The 25256-nt window shown below is 41.7% G+C and carries 25 protein-coding genes; 6 read left to right on the top strand and 19 right to left on the bottom strand.

What is annotated here, in order from left to right; translation table 11 throughout:
- Window positions 1-6: 6 nt before the first annotated feature.
- The 4 genes from ATK78_RS08855 to polA form a co-directional block, all read right to left on the bottom strand.
- Window positions 7-3372, bottom strand: a complete 3366-nt coding sequence (locus tag ATK78_RS08855; protein WP_133575730.1) for a SusC/RagA family TonB-linked outer membrane protein — start codon at window positions 3370-3372, stop codon at window positions 7-9.
- A gap of 171 nt (window positions 3373-3543) precedes the next feature.
- Window positions 3544-4482, bottom strand: a complete 939-nt coding sequence (locus tag ATK78_RS08850; RefSeq protein ID WP_133575729.1) for a FecR family protein — start codon at window positions 4480-4482, stop codon at window positions 3544-3546.
- A gap of 78 nt (window positions 4483-4560) precedes the next feature.
- On the bottom strand, window positions 4561-5151 hold the full coding sequence (locus tag ATK78_RS08845; RefSeq protein ID WP_133575728.1) for an RNA polymerase sigma-70 factor: 591 nt from the start codon (window positions 5149-5151) through the stop codon (window positions 4561-4563).
- 329 nt (window positions 5152-5480) lie between these two features.
- The gene (polA, locus tag ATK78_RS08840; protein WP_133575727.1) at window positions 5481-8291 is read right to left on the bottom strand and encodes a DNA polymerase I; all 2811 of its coding nucleotides are present in this window, start codon (window positions 8289-8291) and stop codon (window positions 5481-5483) included.
- Window positions 8292-8411: 120 nt separating this feature from the next.
- Here polA and ATK78_RS08835 point away from each other — a divergent pair, with 120 nt between their 5' ends.
- The gene (locus tag ATK78_RS08835; protein ID WP_133575726.1) at window positions 8412-9101 is read left to right on the top strand and encodes a hypothetical protein; all 690 of its coding nucleotides are present in this window, start codon (window positions 8412-8414) and stop codon (window positions 9099-9101) included.
- Window positions 9102-9103: 2 nt separating this feature from the next.
- Here ATK78_RS08835 and ATK78_RS08830 read toward each other — a convergent pair whose 3' ends face one another.
- Together ATK78_RS08830 and trmB are read right to left on the bottom strand one after the other, a co-directional pair.
- The gene (locus tag ATK78_RS08830) at window positions 9104-9430 is read right to left on the bottom strand and encodes an MGMT family protein (protein WP_133575725.1); all 327 of its coding nucleotides are present in this window, start codon (window positions 9428-9430) and stop codon (window positions 9104-9106) included.
- Entirely contained in the window at window positions 9430-10077 is a 648-nt protein-coding gene (gene trmB / locus ATK78_RS08825; RefSeq protein ID WP_133575724.1) for a tRNA (guanosine(46)-N7)-methyltransferase TrmB, read from the bottom strand. The genes ATK78_RS08830 and trmB overlap by 1 nt, the downstream gene beginning before the upstream one ends.
- A 106-nt stretch (window positions 10078-10183) precedes the next feature.
- Here trmB and fcl point away from each other — a divergent pair, with 106 nt between their 5' ends.
- Both fcl and ATK78_RS08815 read left to right on the top strand, forming a co-directional pair.
- Window positions 10184-11113, top strand: a complete 930-nt coding sequence (fcl, locus tag ATK78_RS08820) for a GDP-L-fucose synthase (protein WP_133575723.1) — start codon at window positions 10184-10186, stop codon at window positions 11111-11113.
- Window positions 11114-11229: 116 nt separating this feature from the next.
- The gene (locus ATK78_RS08815; RefSeq protein ID WP_133575722.1) at window positions 11230-12162 is read left to right on the top strand and encodes a hydrogen peroxide-inducible genes activator; all 933 of its coding nucleotides are present in this window, start codon (window positions 11230-11232) and stop codon (window positions 12160-12162) included.
- Between the two features lie 135 nt (window positions 12163-12297).
- Here ATK78_RS08815 and ATK78_RS08810 read toward each other — a convergent pair whose 3' ends face one another.
- From ATK78_RS08810 to ATK78_RS08800, 3 genes are all read right to left on the bottom strand, one after another.
- Window positions 12298-12903: a superoxide dismutase gene (locus ATK78_RS08810; RefSeq protein WP_133575721.1), complete on the bottom strand. Its 606-nt coding sequence runs from the start codon at window positions 12901-12903 to the stop codon at window positions 12298-12300.
- 98 nt (window positions 12904-13001) lie between these two features.
- Window positions 13002-13475: a nucleoside deaminase gene (locus tag ATK78_RS08805; RefSeq protein ID WP_133575720.1), complete on the bottom strand. Its 474-nt coding sequence runs from the start codon at window positions 13473-13475 to the stop codon at window positions 13002-13004.
- Between the two features lie 23 nt (window positions 13476-13498).
- Window positions 13499-13834 carry a tRNA-binding protein gene (locus ATK78_RS08800; protein ID WP_133575719.1) on the bottom strand — a complete coding sequence of 112 codons (336 nt, stop codon included), beginning with the start codon at window positions 13832-13834 and terminating at the stop codon, window positions 13499-13501.
- A 46-nt stretch (window positions 13835-13880) separates the two neighbouring features.
- Between ATK78_RS08800 and ATK78_RS08795 the strand changes: the two genes are divergently transcribed.
- Window positions 13881-15065 (top strand): class I SAM-dependent rRNA methyltransferase, encoded by a 1185-nt coding sequence (locus tag ATK78_RS08795; RefSeq protein ID WP_133575718.1) that lies wholly within the window; start codon window positions 13881-13883, stop codon window positions 15063-15065.
- On the opposite strand, the gene ATK78_RS08790 is transcribed toward ATK78_RS08795, so the two are convergent.
- The gene (locus ATK78_RS08790) at window positions 15066-15308 is read right to left on the bottom strand and encodes a DUF6814 family protein (RefSeq protein ID WP_243732485.1); all 243 of its coding nucleotides are present in this window, start codon (window positions 15306-15308) and stop codon (window positions 15066-15068) included.
- 12 nt (window positions 15309-15320) lie between these two features.
- Window positions 15321-16856, bottom strand: coding sequence for an MFS transporter (locus tag ATK78_RS08785; protein ID WP_133575717.1), 1536 nt, complete (start codon window positions 16854-16856; stop codon window positions 15321-15323).
- 139 nt (window positions 16857-16995) lie between these two features.
- Here ATK78_RS08785 and ATK78_RS08780 point away from each other — a divergent pair, with 139 nt between their 5' ends.
- Entirely contained in the window at window positions 16996-17895 is a 900-nt protein-coding gene (locus ATK78_RS08780; RefSeq protein WP_133575716.1) for a bestrophin family protein, read from the top strand.
- Window positions 17896-17898: 3 nt separating this feature from the next.
- Here the strand turns inward: ATK78_RS08780 and ATK78_RS08775 are convergent, their stop codons facing one another.
- From ATK78_RS08775 to ATK78_RS08755, 5 genes are read right to left on the bottom strand one after another with little or no spacing between them, the layout of a single operon-like run.
- Window positions 17899-18954, bottom strand: a complete 1056-nt coding sequence (locus ATK78_RS08775) for a nucleoid-associated protein (protein WP_133575715.1) — start codon at window positions 18952-18954, stop codon at window positions 17899-17901.
- Window positions 18955-18962: 8 nt separating this feature from the next.
- Window positions 18963-19757, bottom strand: a complete 795-nt coding sequence (locus ATK78_RS08770; protein ID WP_133575714.1) for a TerC family protein — start codon at window positions 19755-19757, stop codon at window positions 18963-18965.
- 39 nt (window positions 19758-19796) lie between these two features.
- Complete coding sequence (locus tag ATK78_RS08765; protein WP_133575713.1) at window positions 19797-21098, bottom strand: hypothetical protein; 1302 nt, start codon at window positions 21096-21098, stop codon at window positions 19797-19799.
- A complete protein-coding gene (locus ATK78_RS08760; protein WP_133575712.1) occupies window positions 21095-21625 on the bottom strand; it encodes a hypothetical protein in 531 nt (176 codons plus the stop codon). The genes ATK78_RS08765 and ATK78_RS08760 overlap by 4 nt, the downstream gene beginning before the upstream one ends.
- Window positions 21622-22170: an RNA polymerase sigma factor gene (locus tag ATK78_RS08755; protein ID WP_133575711.1), complete on the bottom strand. Its 549-nt coding sequence runs from the start codon at window positions 22168-22170 to the stop codon at window positions 21622-21624. The genes ATK78_RS08760 and ATK78_RS08755 overlap by 4 nt, the downstream gene beginning before the upstream one ends.
- Before the next feature lie 147 nt (window positions 22171-22317).
- Here ATK78_RS08755 and aspS point away from each other — a divergent pair, with 147 nt between their 5' ends.
- Window positions 22318-24063, top strand: a complete 1746-nt coding sequence (gene aspS / locus ATK78_RS08750; protein ID WP_133575710.1) for an aspartate--tRNA ligase — start codon at window positions 22318-22320, stop codon at window positions 24061-24063.
- A 36-nt stretch (window positions 24064-24099) separates the two neighbouring features.
- Here the strand turns inward: aspS and ATK78_RS08745 are convergent, their stop codons facing one another.
- Genes ATK78_RS08745 through ATK78_RS08735 form a run of 3 tightly spaced genes read right to left on the bottom strand, consistent with a single transcriptional unit; the run spans window position 24100 to window position 25205 of the window.
- Window positions 24100-24552, bottom strand: coding sequence for a basic helix-loop-helix domain-containing protein (locus ATK78_RS08745; RefSeq protein WP_133575709.1), 453 nt, complete (start codon window positions 24550-24552; stop codon window positions 24100-24102).
- Complete coding sequence (locus ATK78_RS08740; protein ID WP_133575708.1) at window positions 24527-24910, bottom strand: phage holin family protein; 384 nt, start codon at window positions 24908-24910, stop codon at window positions 24527-24529. The genes ATK78_RS08745 and ATK78_RS08740 overlap by 26 nt, the downstream gene beginning before the upstream one ends.
- 28 nt (window positions 24911-24938) lie before the next feature.
- The gene (locus ATK78_RS08735; protein ID WP_133575707.1) at window positions 24939-25205 is read right to left on the bottom strand and encodes a YtxH domain-containing protein; all 267 of its coding nucleotides are present in this window, start codon (window positions 25203-25205) and stop codon (window positions 24939-24941) included.
- Window positions 25206-25256 lie beyond the last annotated feature (51 nt).

Below are 25256 nucleotides of genomic sequence, written 5' to 3'. Positions count from 1 at the left end.
ATTTCTTTACATAGCTACTCTTAAACCAAAATTGATTACCCGTTGCTGCGGATAATTTCCAAAGCTGTCGGAAGTCTCCGGATCAAAGATCTTGAGTTTGTCCCAGGTATACAGGTTCAGGCCATTGGCAAATGCCCTGACATTACTTAGCCTGACCCTTTTTATCAATTGTGTTGGCAGGGTATAGCCTATTTCTACATTCTTCAGCCTTAAATAATTAGATGAGCGCAGCCAGTAGGTAGATCTTCTGTTGTTGTTTACATTATTGGAAGAAGTCAATTTTGGATAACTGGCATTTGGATTGGGATTCGCATCTGTATAACGGTTTACCAAATAGTCTGACAGAATTGAACTGTTTGATGCGAAAGCCCAGGCAGAAGTACCCTCAAGCCACCTGGTACCACCATAAGCGCCCTGGAACAGTACGTTTAAATCAAACTGTCTGAAGGTAAAGGCAGCGGTAAGTCCGACTATTGATTTAGGCCTTGCAATTTCTCCCAAATATCCTTCATCCTGGGTATTGACCACTCCATCGCCATTGCGGTCTAAATATTTGATATCTCCGGGCCGTACGGCACCAAATTGCTGCACCGGGCTGCTGGCAATATCTGCCTGATCCTTAAAGAGCCCCAGGGCAGTTAAACCCTGTACTTCAAAGATCTGCGTACCTTTCATTCCCCGGTAAGCAAGTTTATAATTGGGCTCGGCAGCATAATCTATTCTATTGGTTGCATAAGAATAAGATCCGCGCAGCATGGCCGAACTCCTTCCAAAGACCTTACGCCAGGTCAGTTCTGTTTCAAAACCTTTATTACTTACAATACCGGCATTGATGGCAGGGAGGCTCTGGATCCCTGAAACGTCAGGAATGATCTTCGCTTCGGTCAGGATCTGTGTACGTCTTTCCTGGAACACATCAGTAGTAAATACAATGGTTTGTTTGAATAGTTCCACATCTAAACCAATATTTGTTTTCCTTGCCCTTTCCCAGGTCAGGAATTCATTACCAGAGGCACTTTCCTGTGCACTGCTGTAGCTATTGCCATCAGCATCCTTTCCAAAGCGGTAGCCGCTGCCGCCGCCAGTTGCCCAGGTACTCAGGTAGGCAAACCTGCCCACGCTGTTGTCTACGCCGACAGTACCGAAAGATGCCCTTAATTTAAGCAGGTTGAAGACATTTGAATTTTCTAAAAAGGATTCATTAGATACTATCCATGAAGCCGAAACTGCGGGAAAAAAGCCCATTCTCCGTCCTCCTTTAAAATTTTCAGAACCATTGTAACCCGCATCAAAACCCAGCACGTAGCGACGGTCATAGGCGTAGTTGACCCTTCCTACCAGGCCGAGCTGTTTGTAAGGCAATGCCCCGATTGGATCACCTGCATTTGTAAATCTTTGGGTTTGGTTGTACCGGATCATACTCGTCACGGCATGTTTTGAGGCGAAGGTACGATCGTAATTCAGATAGGCCTCATAGGTAGACTTGCGGCTGGCATTGGATGAAACTGCAAAGTTGAGCAATCCATCACCTGTACTCATCTCTTCATATACACCCTTACTCAAATCCGTTTGATTCTCATCAATGGTAAACCTATAGGTAGAGTAATTACGCTGACGTGTAATGTCGCGGTAACTTTGTGCATCAAAAGCAAAACGGGTCCTAAAGCTCAAACCTTCCGTTACAAAAGGAAGCTGCAAGTTGAAACCGCCAATAGCGGCAAGTGTATTTTCAAACAACCGGCGGTAACCAAATTGCGTGAGTCGTCCGTATGGACTTGGAGGTAAATCCTTTTTTGCAGGTATAGAGCCGTTAGGATTGGATACCGGATACAGATAAGATGGTGTATTTCTCAATTCTGACCAAAATGTATTGGTGTCCTCATTTGGATAATTCCGCTCGCGAACCACATTGGCCAGGTTGATCTCCAGGCTCAAATGTTTTGTAATGTTAATATCAACGTTGCTTCTGAAATTATATTTATTCATATAAGCATTGATATTGTAGTCGTTCAGATCGTCATACTTATACAAACCATCCTGCCCAAGGTAAGACATGGACACAAAATACCTGGCCGTGGCAGAACCTCCGCTTACGTTTAAGTTGGTCTGGTTCATCAGGGAATTGGGTTTCAGCAATTCTTCATGCCAGTCTACATTCGGATACAGGTACTGGTAGGTTGGGTTGCTGCGGTCACGAAACTTCGAGATATATTCATCAGTATACAGATTGGCATTCAGATTATCATTGTTCAGTGCCTCACGGAATAAGGTAAGCGCATCATAGGAATCCAGGTATTCAGGAAGCCGCACCGGAGACTGTACAGATACCTGGGATGTTAAGGATACTACAGGTTTTCCGGCCTGACCTCTTTTGGTGGTCACCAGCAATACGCCGTTTGCCCCTTTCATTCCAAATACCGCCGTGGCCGCTGCATCCTTTAAAAGACTAATAGATTCAACTTCATTGGCATCTATACGGTCTATAGAATTCTCAATACCATCAACCAGTACCAATGGATCTTTACCCTGATACGTACCAAAGCCGCGAATGTTAAGCACCGATCCATCGTCACCAGGATTTCCGCTGTTCTGCACGGTGGTCAGCCCCGGAAGCCGGCCTGCCAGACTATTGGTTAAACTGGCTGTTGGCGTACGGAGCAGATCTGCGGTGCCCACTGAGACTACAGACCCTGTCACGTTGGCCTTTTTCTGGGTACCATAAGCCACAACAACAACCTCAGATAAGTCTGCCTTAACTTCTTTCAGGATGACATTGAGCGTAGATCTCGATCCTACAGAAACTTCCTGGGTTACGAATCCAACAAAGCTGAAAACCAAAGTAGGGGAATCATCCGGGATATTGATCAGATATTTACCATCCACATCGGTAGTGGTTCCGATATTACGCCTGTTTTTAACAAGGATAGATACTCCAGGCAAAGGTATACCTGCAGAATCTACCACCATTCCCTGAATGATCTTGTTCACAAATTTACTTTGAACTGATCTTTTCAAGATCACCACATTGTCAACTACGGAAAAGTTAATGTCATTGGGAAAAAGCAATCTTTCCAGCACCTTGCCAAGCTTAACCTTGTCAAAATCCTGGTTAATGATTATAGATTGATCTATGATCCCGTCACCATAGGCAATTTTAGCCCCGGCTTCTGCGGCGATCTGATCCAGTGCCTTCTTTAAGTTTACTTTCTTCAGGCTAAGGCTTACCTGGTTATCTAATATTTTCTGTCCGTAAGTGTGAGTTGCGGTAGCAACAGTGAAAAAACCGCAAAGTATCATGATGACAGCAATGGTATATTTCATAAATGATAAAACACGTTGAATTACTCTATGCTTGTATAGAGATTTTTCCATAATTTAGTTGGATTAATTGTAAGAAAATTGCCCTATTTGCTGTAAGATTTCGACGTCGCAGGCAAATTTGGTTTTGGGCTTACTTAATATACCCTGTCCTTTCTTAGGACGGGGTTTTTCTTTCAGGTAGGTTTTTAGGTCATATGGTGGCTCGTTTGGTGAATATTTAGATTACTCTGGTTGTGTGTTTTTACGTAAAATAAAGCCTTCTTTGGTTTCTATTATTTTGGCCCCTGTTACCTCAGACAAGATGACCATTACCTTTTTAATACTTTCATTATTGAGATCAACGGTAACCCTGCGCTTTTCGAGTGCCGGACTGATGCCAATCTTTATGGAATATTTCCGCTGCAGATCTGCTACGATCGTACCAAGCGGTTCTTCATCATATTGAAGATCTCCTGTTCTCCAGGAAATCAGGTTTTCTGTCCTTGTCATTTTTTCCACGCTCATGTGCTGATTTTCCTTATTATAGGTAATCCGTTCATTCGGCATCAGGAGTTTAGTTTCTGAACGTTGTCCTTCAGATGCAAGATGCGTTACCCCTACCTTGCCTGTTAACACGGCAACCTGGATCTCGCGGTCTTCCTGGTAAGCCTTAATGTTAAAACTTGTACCAAGCACCCTGGTCGTTAACCGGCTGGTATGAATCAGAAAAGGCTTTTTTGGATTGTGGGTTACCTGGAAGTAGGCTTCTCCATCGAGCGTAACCTCACGGGTATGGTTACTGAAGGACGTTGGATAGGTCAATTTAGTACCTGAGTTGAGCCAGATCACGGTACCATCCATCAGGGTGAGTTGTATTACACGGCCTTTAAGGGCAACTGCAGTACGCATCGTAACTTGATTTTCTATAGGTTTTGACGGACTTAACTGATGATAGCCAGTAATGAGCAGCGCAAACATGACCACTGCGGCACATGCAGCTGCAAAGATTTTCCTGAACCGGTATTTGGCTTTTTCCCGATGCGCAATGCCCTGCATAATACGCTCATATACCAGTTCCTCCTGAAGGTCTGACGACATTTCAGGGCTGATTTTTCCGGCGTTCATTTCCAGGTCCTCGTAGTATTTACAGATTTGATCTGCAATCTTTTTGGTTAGATTCATATTTGGCTATTAACTGTATGATGCAGAAAAGAGGCGCTACCCCCAACCAGAATCTAATTTTTTTTAATAAAACTTAGATTAAAAGAAATATTTGATCATCCATGGGCAGATGGCAATCACGAGCAGGTAATATTTTAAGGAGTGCCGAAGCTTTTGAAGGGCCCTGGTGATTTGATTTTCGACTGTTTTAACGGAGATATTCATCAATTCAGCGATTTCACGGTTGGAGAGCTGCTGCTTCCTGCTGAGGATAAAAATTTCCCTGCACTTTTCAGGCAGGCTCAGGATCGCATTGTCAATTTCTCTGTTGAGCTGTTTCTCTCTGATCAGGCTATCTGATGAATAATTAGATTCCAGGAATTCCAGGGCATCGTTGTCGAGCGCTATTTTCTTCGTTCGTAATCCCATAAGCACCCTGTTTCTGGTTGCCATATACAGATAGGAATTCAGGTTCTTGATCTCCAGTTCATGTCGTTTAATCCAAAGCTGGATAAATAGTTCCTGTACAATTTCCTCGCAGGCGACCGGGTCACGCAGCAGATTATAGGCGGAGGCGTACAGTTTGGAAACGTACTTACGGTAAATGCGCTGAAAAGCCGCTTCATCATCCTGCTTAAGCAGGTCGATCAATTGCTCGTCCGTCCACAATGAAACCTGTTTAGCCTGCATAAAAAAAGTTCATTTGGTATATTTGGTTAAGGCTCCGTTAAACAAATATATAAATTTTAACACAAAGCAATAGGAGAACGCATTCAAAATAAATGATCTCCGGCAACATAAATAATCTACTGTCAACAAAAGAAAAATGGTGAATTGCGGTTACTTGCATTGGCAGCGATCCCTGGACTATAATTACCAGATACCTACTTTACAAAAAGAGATATGCTGTGAGACGACATGCAAATTTTTGCCCTTTTTCAGGACCAAAGATTTGAGGAGGCGAACAATATATCTCTTTTTGCAGAAATGATTTTTTTAACAGGATCACTTTTTGCCAATTAATGTGCTGCCAGCCAGTTATCACCTTCACCAATCTCTACTTCAATGGGTACTGTTGTTGGAATGGCTGTTTTCATGCGGTGAGCAATGATCTTCTTCATGGCATCCACTTCCGATCTCAACACATCAAAGACCAGCTCATCATGCACCTGCATGGTCATTTTGGATTGTAAATTCTGATCCTGAATGTCTTTATGAATGTTGATCATGGCTACTTTGATCATGTCTGCTGCTGAACCTTGTATTGGTGCATTGATTGCATTTCGCTCTGCAAATCCACGAACGGTCTGATTGGCAGAATTGATGTCACGGAGATACCTTCTGCGACCAAGGATGGTTTCAACAAAGCCATTTTCACGTGCAAAGTTCATGGTATCGGTCATGTATCTTTTGATGCCCGGATACTGGGCAAAGTACTGTTCTATGATTTCTGCGGCTTCTTTTCTTGGGATGCCTAAGTTTTGGGATAATCCAAATGCCGACTGTCCGTAAATGATCCCAAAGTTTACTGCTTTTGCATTGCGTCTTTGGGTACTGTCTACCTCTTCAATCGTTATTCCGTATACTTTGGCTGCTGTAGCGGTATGGATATCAATTCCTTTATTAAACGCATCCAGCATATTTTCTTCCTTACTGATATCGGCAATGATGCGGAGTTCAATTTGGGAATAATCCGCAGATAACAGTATGTGGTTCTCATCTCTCGCGATAAATGCTTTTCTTACCTCTCTTCCGCGTGCGGTACGGATCGGAATATTCTGCAGGTTTGGATTGTTAGAGCTCAACCGGCCTGTTGCAGCAACGGCCTGGTTATAGCTGGTATGTACCCGGCCCGTTTTAGGATTTACCAGTAATGGCAATGCATCCACATAGGTAGATTTTAACTTCTGAAGCTGGCGGAAGTCTAAAATATCCTGAACAATATCACTTTTATGGGCCAGGGCCAGCAAAACATCTTCCCCGGTTTGGTATTGACCAGTCTTGGTTTTTTTTGCTTTAGGATCCAGCTGCAGCTTATCGAATAAGACTTCTCCAAGCTGTTTTGGTGAAGCCAGGTTGAATTTAATTCCGCATTTATCGTACACATTCTGCTCAAATTTCCGGATATCCAGTTCCAGCTCTTTAGAATAGGCCACGAGGGTATCCATATCAATCCGGACACCTTCCTTTTCTATATCTGCAAGCACGTAGATCAATGGGTTTTCTACGTCCATAGCGAGCTTTTCGGCATTTAAATCTTTGAGCATCGGCCTGAACACATTGGCAAGCTGCAAGGTTACATCTGCATCTTCTGCTGCGTAATCAATGACCTTTTCTACAGGAACATCGCGCATGTTTCCCTGGCCTTTTCCTTTAGCTCCAATCAGCGCAGTAATCGAGATGGGCGAATAATTTAAATAGTTCTCTGACAGCACGTCCATATTGTGGCGTGTATCCGGATCAATTAAATAATGGGCAAGCATGGTATCAAATAAGATCCCTTTAACAGAGATTCCATACCACTTTAATATAAGCATATCGTACTTGATGTTCTGTCCGATCTTGGCTATCTTTTCATGCTCCAGTACGCCCCTAAACTCTTCTAAAATAAGTAAGGCCCCATCGCGGTCTGCCGGAACCGGAATATAATATCCTTCTCCCGGCTTGATGCTGAAAGACAGGCCGACCAGCTCTGCAAGGTTTGCATCCGTTCCGGTGGTTTCCGTATCAAAGGAGATGCTTTCCTGCTGCATTAAAAGATCAGCTAAGTTCTTGCGCAGTTCAGGTGTATCTGCCAGTTTATAATCATGGGGGGTATTCTCTATCGTTTTTGCCTGTGGCTGTTCGAATAATGAAGGCGGTGCAACAAACGTTTTAGACCTGTTTTCCGGCTCGTTTACGGCATTTCCAAAAAGATCAATTTGCTGAGAGCCATTTGATTTGGAATCGTTCACACTGAAACCATCACCAAAAACCCGTTTTCCTATGGTTCTGAATTCGAGTTCAGCAAACAGGGGTTCTAACAATTCCCTGCTTGGTTCTTCAAGTATGAGGGTGCTTTCATCAAATTCTACAGGTACATTCAGGATAATTGTGGCGAGTTTTTTAGAAACCATGGCTTGCTGCGCATAGGTCTCCACATTCTCCCGTTGTTTGCCTTTTAGTTCATGGGCATTTTCTATGATGCGCTCAATAGAGCCGTATTGTTTGATTAAAAGCTTGGCTGTCTTTTCTCCAATTCCAGGAATTCCAGGGATGTTATCTACCGCATCGCCCCAAAGTCCTAAAATATCAATTACCTGCAGTACATTTTCAATCTCCCATTTGGCAAGGACTTCAGGCACGCCCATTATTTCCATTTCATTCCCCATACGAGCGGGTTTATAAATGAAGATATTTTCAGAAACGAGTTGTGCAAAATCCTTATCCGGGGTCATACAAAACACGGTAAAGCCTTGTTTTTCAGCTTCTTTTGCCAGTGTCCCAATGATGTCATCCGCCTCAAAGCCATCTTTTGTGATGACCGGGATCTTAAATCCTTCGATCAGCTTAAAAATATATGGAAGTGCCGCAGATAAGTCTTCCGGCATTGCCTGACGGTGTGCCTTATAGGCTTCAAAATCGATGTGCCGCTCTGTAGGGGCATCGGTATCAAAAACCACCGCTATATGTGTAGGATTTTCCTTTTTCAATACTTCCATTAGGGTATTTGCAAACCCCATTACTGCTGATGTATTGATACCCGTGGAGGTAAATCTTGGGTTTTTACTTAATGCAAAGTGCGCTCTGTAAATCAGCGCCATACCATCAAGAAGGAAGAGTTTTTTCATATCTGTTCAATGTTACTCCGATAAAGGTAGCAATACTCCGCTGATCACATCAAATAATGCTTAAATAATTGTATACACTATCCATAACAAATAGCTAATATTTTACGTTATTTGATTCTTATGAGATCAATAAAAGCATACTTATTCTTCGGTCTATTTTTTATTGCAGCACTGGCCGCAAATGCACAGGATATTATAGTCATTTCGGAGGGTAACTTTATCCGCGGAACCATTCAGGGCACAGATTTCTCTAATGTTGCACTCAAGAATGAAGACGAAACCATTTCATTGTATAAAGCCAAAGACATCAAAGAATTTGTATGGAATGGCCAGACTTATGTAAGCAAACCCGTTTTGGTTAAGAAAAAGATGGAGCTTCGTTTCTTTAAGCTGATCGAACAGGGAACGGTAAATTTATATGCATTTGGCGGAGCCACCGGAGTGGAAGAAGTTCAGCCTAAACGTGCCAGGATCAGACCATCTATAGGCATTGGAGGCGGATCTGGAGGTTTTGGCGGTGTTGGTGTTGGCGGAGGGATTACCTTTGGCGGCAACAGGAACGGCAGTGCAGAACCTGTTAAACGGGTTGTACCTGAAACTTATTTTATTGAGAAATTTGGCACAGGGCCGATGCTGGAGATCCCTGCTGACGGCGGAAACTCTGCCGGAAAGAACCAGCAGATCAAATCTATCCTGCTTCAAAAGTTAAATAACGATGAGGATCTTGCTGAGCGGATCAATGCGACAGAGACCTTTGATGCAAAGTTGGTCAGGGCCTTTGTATCTGCCTATAATGCCATGAAGAAATAGAATTAAAGTTCGGTAAGGGGATCCCAGAAAAGTGCTTTAAAATTCTGGATCTTATCTTCTTTAACTGTTATTCCTTCCTGCTCCAACAACTCCTGCATCAGTTCTGGTGGCGTAAAGTGAAACTTACCGGTTAACAGACCGCTGCTGTTTACTACCCGGTGCGCGGGAACCGGAGGGTGTGCCGTTCCGGCTGCATTCATTGCATAGCCAACCATACGCGCAGAACCTGCAGAGCCCAAACTCCTGGCAATAGCCCCATAAGAGGTTACCCTGCCCTTTGGAATCAGCCTGGCTACCTCAAATACCTGGTCGTAGAATGTTTGTTCCATTATAAAGAGAACTGAATATAGTTAATGTTCTTATCGTGTTTTAAATAGATCCTTTCATAATGCGTTTTAATAGAAAGCACAGCATCATAAAATTCAGAAGTATAAAGCTGATCTGTTTTTTTATAACAGTTTAACCCGAGTTCTTCCACTTTTTCAACGGTATAAAGATACAGACCGTCGTTGTCCGTTTTTAAATTTATTTTACCTCCGGGCTTCAGAAATGTTTTGTACTTATTTAAAAACCCAGGGAATGTTAACCGCTTTTTCTCCCGGCTGTCCTGAGGCTGCGGATCTGGAAAAGTGATCCAAATCTCTTCTACCTCATTTTCCCCGAAGTATTCAACAATATCCTCGATCTGGATCCTTAAAAAAGCAAGGTTGGCAATCCCTTCATCTACACCGGTACGTGCCCCTCTCCAAATGCGGTTCCCTTTTAGATCAATTCCAATAAAGTTTTTTTCCGGGAACATTTTGGCTAGCCCAACAGAATACTCCCCTTTACCGCAAGCCAGCTCTAAAACAATTGGATTGTCATTCTTAAAATGTCCTGAAGCCCAGTTCCCTTTCAATTCTTTACCAGCTTCTAACTGGTAAACATTGGGAAATGTGTCTATTTCTGAAAACTTTCTTAACTTATCTTTACCCACAACTACTATTTTTATGCAAATTTAGATAAAATCAGCAACTTAAAATTCATTCACAAACACTGTAGTTGATTCTATTTACTATTTTTGTATAAACTATTAACAGACATTGGAAAAAAACGCAAAAATATACGTAGCTGGACACCGCGGAATGGTTGGTTCTGCAATTTATCGTAAACTTATTAAAGAAGGTTTTAGTAACATCATTACCCGCACATCGGCAGAGCTTGATTTACGCGACCAGCAGTCTGTTAAAGACTTCTTTGAAGCGGAGAAACCTGAGTATGTTTTTTTAGCTGCAGCTAAAGTTGGTGGTATAGTTGCGAACAATACCTACAGGGCAGATTTTTTATATGAAAATCTTTGTATCCAAAACAATGTGATCCACCAGGCTTATCAAAATTCGGTAACAAAATTAATGTTCCTGGGTTCCAGCTGTATTTACCCTAAACTTGCTCCGCAACCGTTAAAAGAAGAATATCTGCTTACCGGTTTGCTGGAAGAAACGAACGAGCCTTATGCCATTGCAAAGATTGCAGGCATCAAAATGGCCGATGCATACCGTGACCAATATGCATGTAACTTTATTTCCGTTATGCCAACTAACTTATACGGATATAATGACAATTACCATCCTCAAAACTCTCATGTTTTACCGGCACTGATCCGCAAATTCCATGAGGCAAAAGTTAATGGCACTCCTGAAGTAACCATTTGGGGTTCGGGATCACCTATGCGTGAATTTCTTTTTGCTGATGATCTTGCCGAAGCCTGTTATTTCCTGATGCAGAACTACAACGATGCAGGTTTTGTTAATGTTGGTACCGGAACAGACCTAACCATTAAGGACCTTGCTTTGCTGATCAAACGTATTATTGGGTTTGAAGGTACGTTAACATTTGACAGCAGCAAACCAGACGGTACCCCGCGCAAATTAATGGACGTATCTAAATTGCATGAGCTGGGCTGGAAACATCAGATTGAACTGGAAGAAGGCATTAAACTGGCTTATCAGGATTTTTTAGAGAAACACGTTTAACGGATTCTATTTATTCTCATTCCAATTATCGGTGATCCCTGTATCATTTGTTTAACAATAGCCGGATCAAATAGCTAAAATTGATATATTTGCTAAAGAAAATAAACTTTAGCTATATGACTTTAGTACAACTGGAATATATCGTAGCAGTGGATACATACAGAAGTTTTGTTGGGGCGGCTGAAAAATGTTTTGTAACACAGCCGACCCTAAGCATGCAGGTGCAAAAACTCGAAGAAACGCTGAACGTTAAGATCTTTGACCGCAGCAAACAGCCGGTGATCCCTACCGAAATCGGTGCGCAGCTGATTGAACAGGCCCGCATCGTATTGCAGGAAAGCCAGAAGATCAAAGAGATCATCAGCAGCCAGCAAATGGACGTGGTTGGAGAGCTTAAAGTAGGTATTATCCCTACAATAGCGCCTTATCTTTTGCCCAAGGTAATTGCAGCAATGATGGAGAAGTATCCTGATCTGAATTTACTGATTTGGGAATATACCACAGAAGACATCATTCATCACCTGAAGACCGGTGTATTGGATTGCGGAATTCTGGCGACGCCGCTTGCAGATAATGCCATCACTGAAACTCCCCTTTATTACGAGAATTTTGTAACGTATATTTCGAAGAACAGTAAGCTGTATAAGAAAAAAACGATAGATGCGGACGACCTGGAGGATGAGAATATCTGGTTGCTCAATGAGGGGCATTGTATGCGCTCACAGGTACTGAACATCTGCCGGTCTACCAAACAGAACAGGCTTCAGGGTCTCACCTACAATACGGGCAGTGTAGAAACGCTGATAAGGATGGTTGACATCAATAACGGCGCTACCTTATTACCAGAACTCGCCTTAGAAGAACTCAGCAACAAACAGCTGAGCAAGGTGCGCTATTTTAAATCGCCAGAGCCGGTTCGCGAGATTAGCCTGGTTACCCATAAGAACTTCATTAAGAAAAGAACGCTAAATGCGTTGAAAGAAGAGATCCTGGAAGTAATTCCAAAGACGATGAAGCAAAAAAAGAAAAAGGATGTGATTGGGATCTGATTCCAGTTTCGCTGAACCTGTGGGACTGAAGAAGCTGCCACTGGTCTGAAGGTTTTATATGTCAGAATTATTTTATACAAAAGAAGCCTGTGAATAATGCATTCACAGGCTTCTTTTGTATGTATATTAAAATAGTTATGCTTTTTTGAAACGTTCAGCTACAGCATCCCAGTTTACTACATTCCAGAATGCAGCAATATAATCCGGGCGTTTGTTTTGATATTTCAAATAGTAAGCATGTTCCCAAACGTCCATTCCTAAGATTGGTGTTCCTTTTACTTCAGCGATATCCATCAATGGATTATCTTGATTTGGAGTGGAAGAAACGACTAATTTTTTATCAGCACCAACGCTTAACCAAGCCCATCCAGAACCGAAACGGGTTGCACCAGCTTCAGCAAATTTAGTTTTGAAATCAGCAAATGATCCAAAAGCAGCATTAATTGCAGCTAAAAGATCACCTTTAGGCTCTCCGCCTTTATTTGGGGCTATAACTTCCCAGAACAAGGAGTGGTTAAAATGACCACCACCGTTGTTACGAACTGCAGGCGGGAATTTTGAGATGTTCTTAACGATCTCTTCAATACTCTGACCAGCTTCTGGTTTGCCTTCTAAAGCTTTATTTAAATTGGTTACGTAAGCCTGGTGATGTTTGCCATGGTGAATTTCCATGGTCAGTTTATCGATATGCGGTTCTAGTGCGTCTGTTGCGTAAGGTAACGCAGGTAATTCAAAAGCCATATTGTTTATAATTTATGTTTATAAAATTTAATTTGAGGAGCGTAAGCTGAGCAAATATAACAAACGCGGGTTAAGTTTTGTTCAATTGTTTGTCAAGTTTAACCTCTTTTATTTTCAAAGAACCTGCGCATCAGGTTTCCGCAGTCTGCGGATAATACATTCCCCTTTAAAATCGTTTTGGGGTGAAGCAGGGCTGCATCTTTTGTGGTAAACCCTCTTTTAGGTTCCGGAGCACCATAAACCAATCTGCCAATCTGTGTCCAGTAACTCGCGCCGGCACACATTACACAGGGCTCTATGGTTACGTATAAGGTACATTCTTTTAAGTATTTGCCGCCAAGTGTTTGCGAGGCTGCAGTAAAGGCCTGCATCTCTGCATGAGCAGTTACATCATTCAGCTGTTCGGTTAAATTGTGCCCGCGCCCAACAATCCGTCCGTTGCTGACAATTATGGCCCCGATCGGGATCTCTTCTAAATCGTATGCTTTTTGTGCCTCCTGCAATGCCAAACGCATGTAATGCTCGTCTTCGGCATTTGGGTTTTCTTGTTCTGAAAAATTATAAAAGGTCATGCACCAAAGGTAAGATTATAAATTTATACCATTTTGCTTCCATTTGGAACTTTACCTTTCAGCGTGGTGAGTATAATGTCTCCATTTTCATCTGCAAAGCCCGTTACCAGAAATTCAGACATAAACTTACCGATCTGCTTCTTTGGAAAATTGATTACCCCTACAATCTGCTGCCCGATTAATTCTTCCTTCGTATACTGTGCCGTAATTTGGGCAGAACTCATTTTAATACCGAATTCACCAAAGTCTGCCTTAACTTTATAAGCCGGTCGTCTCGCTTCAGGGAAGTCCAGCACCTCCAGAATTGTTCCGGCATGCAGCGCTACCTTTTCGAAATCATCCCAATTAATTTCTTCCATTTTATATTCGTAAACGCTAAAGTTACATTTTCTTTATCTTTGCCCCATGATCGATGTAATACTTAAAAAAGGTAAAGAGAAAGCTGCACTGCAAAGGCATCCATGGATTTTTTCAGGGGCCATTGAAAACGTTAAGGGGAAACCGGAAAATGGTGAGGTGGTACAAGTGCTTGCGGCCGATAAATCTTTTCTGGCTTATGGCTATTATAACGATCAGTCGCGCGTTGCAGTACGCCTGTTAGAATGGGAAAAAGACCAGTTAATCAATGCCGCCTGGTATCACCAAAAACTTAAAAGCGCCATTGCATCGCGTTCGCATGTGTTAAACGAGCAGACCAATACCTGTCGTTTGGTTTTTAGTGAGTCTGATTTTTTACCCGGACTGATTGTAGATAAATATGCAGATTTTCTTTCCCTGCAAATTTTAAGTGCAGGAATGGAACTTGTAAAAAACGATCTTATTGACATTTTAAAACAAGAACTGGATCCGAAAGGAATATTTGACAAGAGTGATGCTTCTGCGCGTAAGCATGAGAACCTTGAAGCAGAGCAGGGATTGTTATGGGGAGAAACCCCTCCTGAATTTATTGAGGTTAAGGAGAATGGCATTGTTTATCACATTAACATCGCCGATGGACAGAAATCCGGATTCTATTGCGATCAAAGGGACAACAGAATGATCTTAGCCGAATACACCAAAGGCAAATCGGTGCTGGATTGCTTTTGCTATAGCGGAGGCTTTACCCTGAACAGCTTAAAGCAAGGTGCATCACAGGTGACCAGTGTAGACAGCTCTGCCCTGGCCATTGAAACTTTACAGCACAACCTTGGGTTGAATGGGTTTAGTGCTGATCTTCAAACCAGCATCCAGTCTGACGTAAACAAGCAATTGCGCATCTTCAAAGATGAAAACCGCAAGTTTGATGTGATTGTATTAGACCCCCCTAAGTATGCACCCTCCCGTTCAGCCTTAGACAGGGCTGCAAGAGCTTATAAGGATTTGAACAGGCTTGGCATGCTTTTACTGGAAAGCGGCGGTATAATGGCTACATTCTCCTGCTCCGGGGCGGTAGATATGGAAACCTTTAAACAGATCATCGCCTGGGCGGCGTTAGATGCGGGTAAAGAAGTGCAGATCATCAAGCAATTTAACCAGCCGGAAGACCACCCGGTACGGATCTCTTTTCCGGAAGGTGAGTATCTTAAAGGGTTGCTGATCCGGGTGTTGTAGCTAGTCTTCGGGGAGCTTATCGTACTCCCCTTTAAACGCATAATATCCGAATATAACCAGTCCCGCAGCGATCGGTATAAAAATAAACAGGATAATACCCCATTGCAGGGCCGTATTCGTTTTTGCTACGCCCGCTTCGGCAAGGCCTACTTTTTCAAATGCCTGCATAAACAGGAACAGTATACATGCCGGACCAAGTACGATCCAAAATAACCCCATTGCTTTTTTTAATGCATTCATCATTTCTTTTTTATGTTAATGATCACTTTCTCCATGATCAGGTTTTTTATTGGATAAATAGATTGTTCCGATAACCAGGCTTAATGCAGCAATCCCTATCGGGTACCATAAGCCAGACAATGGTGTAGCGCCTGAGAAGCTTGCAATTAATGTTGCAATGAAAGGGACCAGGCCTCCAAACACTCCGTTACCCACATGATAAGGCAGGGACATGGATGTGTATCTGATCTTTGTTGGAAAGAGCTCAACCAGGAATGCTGCAATTGGCCCATACACCATTGTAACCAGCAGGATCTGAAAAAAGATCAGCCCTACAAACTTCCAGAACACTGGCGCAGATAGTTTTTTATCCTTAAATGTATCGGGATGTCTTTGATCTGTTTTTTCCCGTTCAGCAAAGCGGGTATAGGTTTCTACCCTGGTATAGGATGCGCCATTTAGCAGTGTTACGGCGGATGTTCTGGTGATTAGACTATCCAAAGATTTAGGCACAGCTGTTCTGGTCACTACCGGCACCGTGCTTTCTTTAATATCCTGCTGGCTGACCCTGGAAACGTCTGTATCATCTAAAAAAACCTGATAAATTGGACGATAAAAGACAATACCCAAAAGCATTCCGGTAAGCATGATCCATTTACGGCCTACCTTATCGCTCCAGGCCCCAAAGATAACAAAGAAGGGTGTTGCAAATGCGATTCCCCACAAGAGGATGTACCTGGAATCATTAAAATCAACTTTACAGGTATTCTCCAAAAATGACTGGGCGTAGAACTGCCCGGTATACCAGATTACCCCCTGACCCATCGTGGCCCCAAATAAAGCCAGTAACACCATCTTAAAATTCGTTTTATTACTAAAACTTTCTTTCAATGGGTTTTTAGATACCTTTCCTTCTGATTTTAATTTGGTAAACATTGGCGACTCATGCATTTTCATGCGGATATAAATAGAGACGCCAACCAGCAGTATAGACAACAGGAAGGGAATTCGCCATCCCCATGCGGCAAAATCTTCCGCTCCGATCAGGTTCTTCGTCAGCACAATGATCCCTAAAGAAAGAAAAAGGCCTCCGGTTGCCGTAGTTTGGATCCAGCTGGTAAAAAAACCTCTCCGGTTGGCAGGTGCATGTTCTGCAACATAGGTTGCTGCCCCTCCATATTCGCCACCCAATGCCAGTCCTTGTATTAAGCGTAAAATTAAGACCAGGATGGGTGCGGCATAGCCAATGCTGGAATAAGAAGGAATTAGTCCGATCAGAAAGGTAGAGCCACCCATCAATACCAGCGTAAGCAGGAAGGTATATTTCCTTCCGATAAGATCTCCCAAACGGCCGAATACCAGTGCGCCAAAAGGCCTGACGATAAAGCCGGCTGCAAATATAGCGAGTGTATTGATCAGCGCAGAAGCACCCGCATCTGCCGGGAACAACTGTGCACCAATAATGGTGGCTAAGCTTCCGAAAATATAAAAATCATACCATTCAATGAGTGTTCCTAAAGAGGACGCTCCAATTACTTTAAAAATACTATTCTTTTGGGATTCAATACGCATACCGGATTCATATTTGGCTTTAATAAAGCTACAATTTATTCCCAATTATCAGTATCCTTAGCCATAAATATTATAAATACCGCAAATCCTCAAACATTACCGGCTTTTGTTTGTAGATTAATCTTTTAAAAGACCTAAAATGCTAATTACACAAAACATCAGGCTCAGCAGAATACTGATCAACACCTGGAAGGTAGATCTGATCATGATCTTCTCCTGCACCGTTACCTTTTTTGCCCGTGAATTTCTGATTGCTCATCATATCAATATCCCAACCATCATCCCTAGTGTTCTGGGAACGGCTATTGCATTCTTTATTGGATTTAACAACAACCAGGCTTATGACAGGTGGTGGGAGGCCAGGAAGATCTGGGGCGCACTGGTCAATGATTCCCGTTCATGGGCCAGAAACCTGATCTCTTATGTGGATCATACCGGCGATGCACAGGAAACCGTAAAAAGAATGGTATGCAGGCACATCGCCTTCCTCTATACTTTGAAAGGCGCACTCCGTAATTACGATGACAATTTTTACATCAAATATTTAAGTATCCAAGAAGTAGAAACCATCAAAAAACACAGAAACCTACACAATGCCATCCTCTCGCTTCAAGCTGATGACTTACAATTGCTTTCAAAAAGCGGATACATTGACGGGTTCAGGTTTATGCAGATGAATGAACTGCTTACCAACTTCTCCCACCATATGGGTGGCTGCGAGCGCATTAAAAACACGGTATTTCCAACTACTTACTCCTATTTCACCAAAGTATTTGTCTGGCTGTTTGTGATATCCATTACGCTGGTGATCAGTGCTTATTTAAGTTACTGGTCTATATTTATCGGCTGGCTGGTTGGCTTTGTCTTTGTATCTACCCAGATCAATGGGATGAGCCTGATCAATCCGTTTGAAAACAACTCAGCCGCCCTGCCATTGAACCAGATTACGCGGACCATTGAGATCAACCTGCTTGAAATGCTTGGAGAAACCAATGTTCCCGAGCCGGTGAAACCAATTAATGATGAATATATCCTTTAGGCGTTACTCCTCTTCTCTGAAGTAAACCTTATAGTAGTTCATCGATTTATCATCATCAAAGCCTTTTTCAATCAGCTCCTTATCACCATGAATATAGATGTGGAAATTCTTGTCCAGCTTTAATACGCTTTTGTAAACCCGGGCCTGCTTTTTTACTGCTGCACCAGAAATGTCAAAGCTATCCGGAATGGGGGCATCAAACTCTTCTTCATAGCTTTTCTTGTAGTTCTTAAAAGATTCGATCCCTTCGGCATTGCCGATAACTTCGTTTGAAAACTCGTCAAGATCGAAGCTTTCTTTCTCTTTAAAGTACTTCATAGACTTGTTTAACAAGTCTATCTTATCTGCTTTGGAGATGTCGAAATCCTGATCCAGCTTCTCGGTTACAAAGTTCTTATAAACGCCAAGTACGTTATTGGTTTGATTAAAGTTATCGTTCCTGATCTTCAGCTTCAAAAATTCATCTTTCCAATATACCGCTTCGGCACTTCTATTTGTCTGGTCTATTACTGCAACCCGAAAGCCCTGATCTTTATCGGTATTAAAGATCAAACATCCTTTATCCAGTTTATTAATGTTGATGGCTTCTTCTTCATAGCTGAGTCCAAAGCCTTCATTTTCAGGGTAAACCTTCAAATACGTCTCTTTAGTTTCTGACTTAAAGATCCCTATAGCATCATGAAGCTCTCCTTCAATCTGCACATTCTCAAAATAAGCGAGATAAAGCTCTCCTGACTTAATTTTTGGGTGTCCGGAAACATCATATAAGTATTTAGCCAGTTCTTTACTGTTCTCGTGAAAGGTCTCACCATTTTCAAATATTGCGGCAGCAAAGTGGTATACTTCATTTAAGTTCAGGTCTGCATTTGGATGAAAGAAACGGTATACTTCGTTTACTTTTTCAAATGAACTTAAAAAGTATTGTTGCAACAGGTTGCTTAGCATGTTGTCTTTGATCACTACAGACTGTTCAGACAACACATAAAATTCATCCTGAGACTTATTTCCAATCCTGTGGATGGAAAGTTCTGCCAGGGAGGCTTCAAAAAAAGAAATCATTAAGGGAATTATTTAGTTTGCTCTTGCTCTTCCTGAGGGGTGTTTCTAAGTGCCAATGGTTTCTTTGAATTCTTTTTCATTTTTAAATTCAACATCTCTACCAGAATAGAGAATGCCATAGCGAAATAGATGTAGCCTTTAGGAATGTGCTGTTCAAAGCCTTCTGCCAATAGGGAAACACCAATTAACAACAAGAAAGACAAGGCGAGCATTTTTACGGTTGGGTGGTTATTTACGAAATTACTGATGGCAGAGGCGGAGATCATCATGATGATCACGGCAATTACAACTGCGGCAATCATGATCTCTACATGTTCTGCCATACCTACTGCGGTAATTACAGAATCCAGTGAGAAAACGATATCGAGTAACAGAATCTGAACAATAACGCCGCTAAATGAATATACTTTTCCTGCAACCTCTTTTTCTTCTTCACTTTCCAGTTTATCATGGATTTCGTGGGTACTTTTATAGATTAAGAACAGACCCCCTACGATCAGGATCAGGTCTCTTCCGGATATTTCCAATTTATGCAGCCATTCAACATCTGTTATGTTGAATATGCCGCCAATGCTAAATAATGGTGCCGTTAAGGTCATTACCCAGGTAAGGGAAAGCAGTAGCAGAATCCTGGTGATCATAGCAAGGCCTAATCCTACCTGTCTGCCTTTTTTCTGTTGTTCTTTAGGCAGTTTGCCCGATAATATAGAGATGAAGATAATGTTGTCAATCCCCAGAACAATTTCTAAAAGGGTTAGCGTTAAAAGAGATATCCAGGCCTCCGGGCTGCTTAAAAATTCCATAGAATAAGTGCTTGTGGGGGCTAAGATAAAAAAAACCTTTTACTTAAAGGTTACTGAACCATATTCAGATTTTATTTTAACTGTTGCCGAACTTCCACTACCTATTTTCCCGATATAATACTTTTTAGAGGAATATTCTTTATCGTCATTATTGATCTGTCTGGCTGCAACACCACTTCCATATTTAAATGACGCATAATTGGTTTGAACATCGAAATCTGCATCGTAGCCTTCGCTAAAGCCAGTTGAAATACCTACATATTCACCATCTATATTTAAAACCTTACAGCCTTTTGTAATTTCTCCAATGATCAGCTTATTGTATTCCATATTAAATTTACCATCTCCTCTAAGCACGCCTACATTCACTGTTGTATATTGAGTACTCAGGTCCAGTTTACCTACTGACCCAATGGTTATACTGTTATATTGCTGATCAACCTTTGCGTTTCCTTTGATGGTATTAATTTTAGCGCTGGCGTATTGAATATTAAGATCCAGGTTATCTACCGAACCAAGGGCTAAGCCGCCGCCATATTGCTGCTTAATCAATGCGTTTCCATTAACGGTAGTTACATTTACAGAACTGTACTGGGCATCAAGATCGAGGGTATTTACTGTTCCAATAACTAATCCGGAGCCATATTGCTGTCTAATTTTGGCTACATTTACGCTTTGGATATTTGTTTTTCCGTATTGAACAGAGATGTAGTTGTTTGAATTTTTTAAGTTTTGTGCGGTAAAATCCGCAAACTGCACTTTTGCATAAAGCGGGCCCGAGAAATCTCCGATAGTTACTCCGCTTCCATAGATCTGAGATAAGGTTAATGAGTTGGATGCCGGCATGTAGACCACATAATTGATCTTCACCTCTCTTCTCCATTTCTTACCATTCCTGGTTCCATTGCCCCAGTTTTTATTTTCGCGGTCCAGTTTGGTTCTAAATGCAATTTCATCTCCGGTTTTGCCTGATTCTATACTTACTGCATCTATAAGCTCCTGTGCCTCTGAATCACTGTTTGCATAGGCTTTGATGTCGATATCGACTTTAATTTCTCTTTTATCCCATACTTTGATCTGTATAGAACCAAAAGAATTGCTCAACACCAATTTATCCGAATTACCTGCAGAAAAAGATTTGCTAACAGACTTGTTCCGCATTGGGCCATCATCCTGTATTGTGCTTTTTACACGAACATCGGTATCGTTAACCACTACTGATACTCTATTTTCTACACGAACCCTGGTTTCACGCGGTTCCTGGACCGGGCCTGGTGTTTGTGCATAAGCAAGGTTTACTATGAAAACCAACCCCGCCATTCCAACTGTTAACTTTTTCATATTTTGTTCTCCTTATTCGATTGACTCACTTCGTAAATGATTGACAATTGTTGATTAATTACCTGTAGCTGCAGTTCCAGGTTCTTACTCATCGCTTTAACAACAAGTCTTTGATTTGGACTATTCTGCAATTCCTTTTTTAGGCGTTCATAATCTTCACCCAGTTTTCCAAGGTCTGAGCTAAACTGTTTATACAGGTCTGGATTATCTTTGGCATAAACTTCCAGGCTATCTTTTTTCTCTTCAATGAGACTGGCAAATCTCATTTCTTTTCTTGCAAAGCCTGGATTTACATCGGCAATGGTATTCTCCGCTTCCGGACTACGATAGGTATATATAAAAGTAATCGCCATCATAACGATAAGGGATGCAGCTATACCTAACCAATACGGCACCCTTGAGGGCTTTTTTATTTTTTCCTGGTCTAATTGCTGTTCAATCCTCGTCCACAGCTTATCCGATGAAAATCCTCCGGTATCAAAATCTTTTTTATGCGCTCTTATGTACTCTTCTAATTTCTTACTCATTTTAAACTCCTCTCTTTTAATAAGCTGTTTAGCTTAACCTTGGCCCTCATATATTGTGAACGGGATGTGTTTTCTGATATTTTAAGGATGTGTGCAATTTCCTCATGATCATATCCCTCAAATAAATACAGCGAGAGCACTACCCTGTATCCATCCGGAAGCTTTTCCATCGCTTCTTTTATTTCATTTACTTTAAACTCCAGATCCTCTTCATCATTGTCCAGTTCATCAGCAAGATCAATGCCGTCTATGCTTACCAGTTCTGCTTTACGCTTTCTGAGCAGGTTGATGGATTTATTGATCACGATCTGCTTTAACCATAACCCAAATGTAGTTTCTTCCCTAAATGTATCTATCCTGCTAAAGGCATCCAGAAAAGCTTCCTGTAAAACATCTTCTGCTTCTGCTTCATGGTTTACAACCCGCAGTGCTATCGCATACATAGCTTTTGCATACAGTTTGTAAATCTCAAACTGCGCCTTTCGGTCGCCTTGCTTACACGCATTAACCAGGGTAACGTGTTTATCGATATATACTGTTTCCAATGTTTCTCTTATTCAGGTTAAGTGACGCCGTTTTTTTTTAAACGTTGCATCTTTACTGAAAATTTTTTCAATATACCAAGTAAAATCGCCTGCGGTTGAAATATATGGTTCAAAATGAATATTTTTGCGGCTTAATTAGGATTAATAATGTTAAGAACAACTACTTGCGGAGCTTTAACTATTGAGAACTTAGGGGAAAATGTGATCTTGTGCGGTTGGGTACAGAAATCCAGGGATCTGGGAGGAATGACTTTTATTGACATTCGTGACCGATATGGAATTACCCAATTGGTTTTCAATATGGACGATAACCGCGAACTGTGTGAGGCTGCCCGCAGCCTGGGAAGGGAATTTGTAATTAAAGCAAGCGGTCTTGTTGTAGAGCGCTCGAACAAAAATCTTAAAATGCCAACCGGAGCAGTTGAAATTAAAATAACAGCGCTTGAAGTTATGAACGCCGCAAAGCTTCCTCCTTTTTTAATTGAGGATGAAACAGATGGCGGTGATGACCTGCGCATGAAATACAGGTATCTTGACTTGCGCAGAAACCCGGTACGCAATAACATGATCCTTCGCCATAAAATGGCGCAGGCTGTTCGCCGGTATCTGGATGGGCTCGACTTTATTGAAGTAGAGACCCCGGTTTTGATCAAATCAACTCCTGAAGGAGCGCGGGACTTTGTCGTTCCAAGCCGCATGAACGCTGGTGAATTTTATGCATTGCCGCAATCTCCACAAACGTTTAAGCAATTGCTGATGGTTTCCGGATTTGACCGGTATTTCCAGATTGTAAAATGCTTTAGAGATGAAGATCTGCGTGCAGACAGGCAGCCCGAATTTACACAAATAGACTGTGAAATGTCTTTTATTGAACAGGAAGACATTTTAAATACCTTTGAAGGACTGATCCGCACCTTGTTCAAAGACATCAGGGGCTTTGACCTGCCGGAAGTTCCAAGAATGCAGTATGCCGATGCCATGCGCCTCTATGGATCTGACAAACCGGATACCCGTTTTGACATGGCCTTTGTTGAATTGACAGCACTGGTTAAAGGAAAAGATTTTCCGGTATTTGACAACGCAGAACTGGTTATTGGAATCAATGCCAAAGGATGCGCTGGTTATACCCGTAAACAAGTTGACGAGCTTACAGACTTCATTAAACGCCCTCAGATTGGTGCCACAGGGTTAATTTACCTGAGACATAATGAGGACGGTTCATTAAAATCGTCGGTAGACAAGTTTTATGATGAAGATGAGTTAAAAAAATGGTCTGCTGCATTGAATACGGTACCTGGAGACCTGGTATTGATCATGGCAGGAGGAACTGACAGGGTACGCAAGCAATTAAGTGAACTCCGCCTGGAAATGGGAAACCGTTTGGGCTTACGTGATAAAAATAAGTTTAGCGCACTGTGGGTATTGGATTTCCCGCTCTTAGAATGGGACGAAGAGTCTGGCCGTTATCATGCCATGCACCATCCGTTCACTTCTCCAAAGCCAGAGGATATCGCTATGCTGGATACCAATCCGGGAGCCGTGCGTGCAAACGCCTATGACATGGTTGTAAATGGTACTGAAATTGGCGGTGGTTCTATCCGGATTCACGACAGGACATTACAGGCCTTGATGTTTAAGCATTTAGGGTTTTCTAATGAAGAGGCCCAAAAGCAATTTGGCTTTTTGATGGATGCCTTTGAGTTCGGCGCTCCCCCACATGGTGGAATTGCATTTGGTTTTGATCGTTTATGCTCAATTTTCGCTGGTTTGGACAGTATTAGAGACGTTATTGCGTTCCCTAAAAATAATTCAGGCAGAGATGTGATGATTGATAGCCCATCAACCATTGATGAAAAACAACTGAAAGAATTGAAAATACAAACAACCGTATAACGGCAATAAAAAAGGGAGCTAAGCTCCCTTTTTTATTTAATAAGTTTCGCTATCCGGCGGAATCCCATAATCTACAGCATATCCTTCCTTCGGCTTTTTCTTCTTAGAACCCGTAAACAATGATTTTACTGAGTTAAATATGCCAGAAAGGTGTTCTGCATCCAAAGACTTTCCAACCTTACCTGAGGCAAGGCCTACAAGTGCTTTGGTGATTAACCCGGAACCTCTGAAAATTGTACTGTTCATAACCAATGGCAGTACCAAAGACATTACACTGCTGCTAATATTTAACTTCTCATCAACCTTAAGAAATGCAGAAGGCGTAGCATACCGTTTAATGATATTACCCAGGCTAAACTGTTTAACGTAAACCTTGGTATCGCTGATCAGTGCTTCTTTTTTAAGATTGCCCTCATCTTTTAAACTACATACCATTTTATGGAGTTCATCCAGGTTGTTGATATTATATCTTCTGCTCTTCGTCTTCATCCTTGTCGGCCAATTTATTAAAGTAATTTCTGATCGTAAAGTTAATTATAGCTTTCTCAATGTACTTATCCTTAGTATAATATACAATTAATGCTAACAGTATATAAATCAAAGCAACACAGCCAAAGCCCTTGGTATATGTTCCAAGAACATCTGATAAAAATAGGGCAAGCGTGAACGTACCAAATAGGAAAGCCAGTACAAAGCAGAAGATCACAGCTGCATTCGTTACCATATCGGCAAATATCTTAGATATTTTTTCAACCAGGTAAAGACGCGTGTATTCAACCTTCGTATCTAAATAGCTCTTGGCATCTTCGTATAGGTCATCAAGTCCCTTTTCTTTATTCTCCTGCATTATTTTTGATTTTAAGCTTTATTATCGTTTAGGCGTGTTCAACATCATCAGCAAACTCTTCTTCAGTTTGGCGGAGTTTATTTTTTACGGAACTTACTACTTTATCTTTTAAACCAGCAAGGTTATTAATTTCATCTGCCGCTTTGTCTTTAATAGAATCTCCAAGATCTTTTAATGACTGGCTTAATTTATCTCTGGTTTCACTTCCTTTTTCAGGAGCAAATAACAAACCTAGTGCTGCACCTGCAGCTAAACCGGCTAAAAGCCCAACTAATACTTTTGAATTATCATTCATGATACTTTAATTTATGTTAATGTTTAATTTTACGTGCTTAAGTTTTACGCT

The organism is Pedobacter metabolipauper (genome assembly GCF_004362715.1).
Taxonomy (GTDB): Bacteria; Bacteroidota; Bacteroidia; order Sphingobacteriales; family Sphingobacteriaceae; genus Pedobacter; species Pedobacter metabolipauper.
The sequence above is the reverse complement of the archived record's forward strand: the minus strand, read 5'-3'. Positions and strand labels throughout refer to the sequence as shown.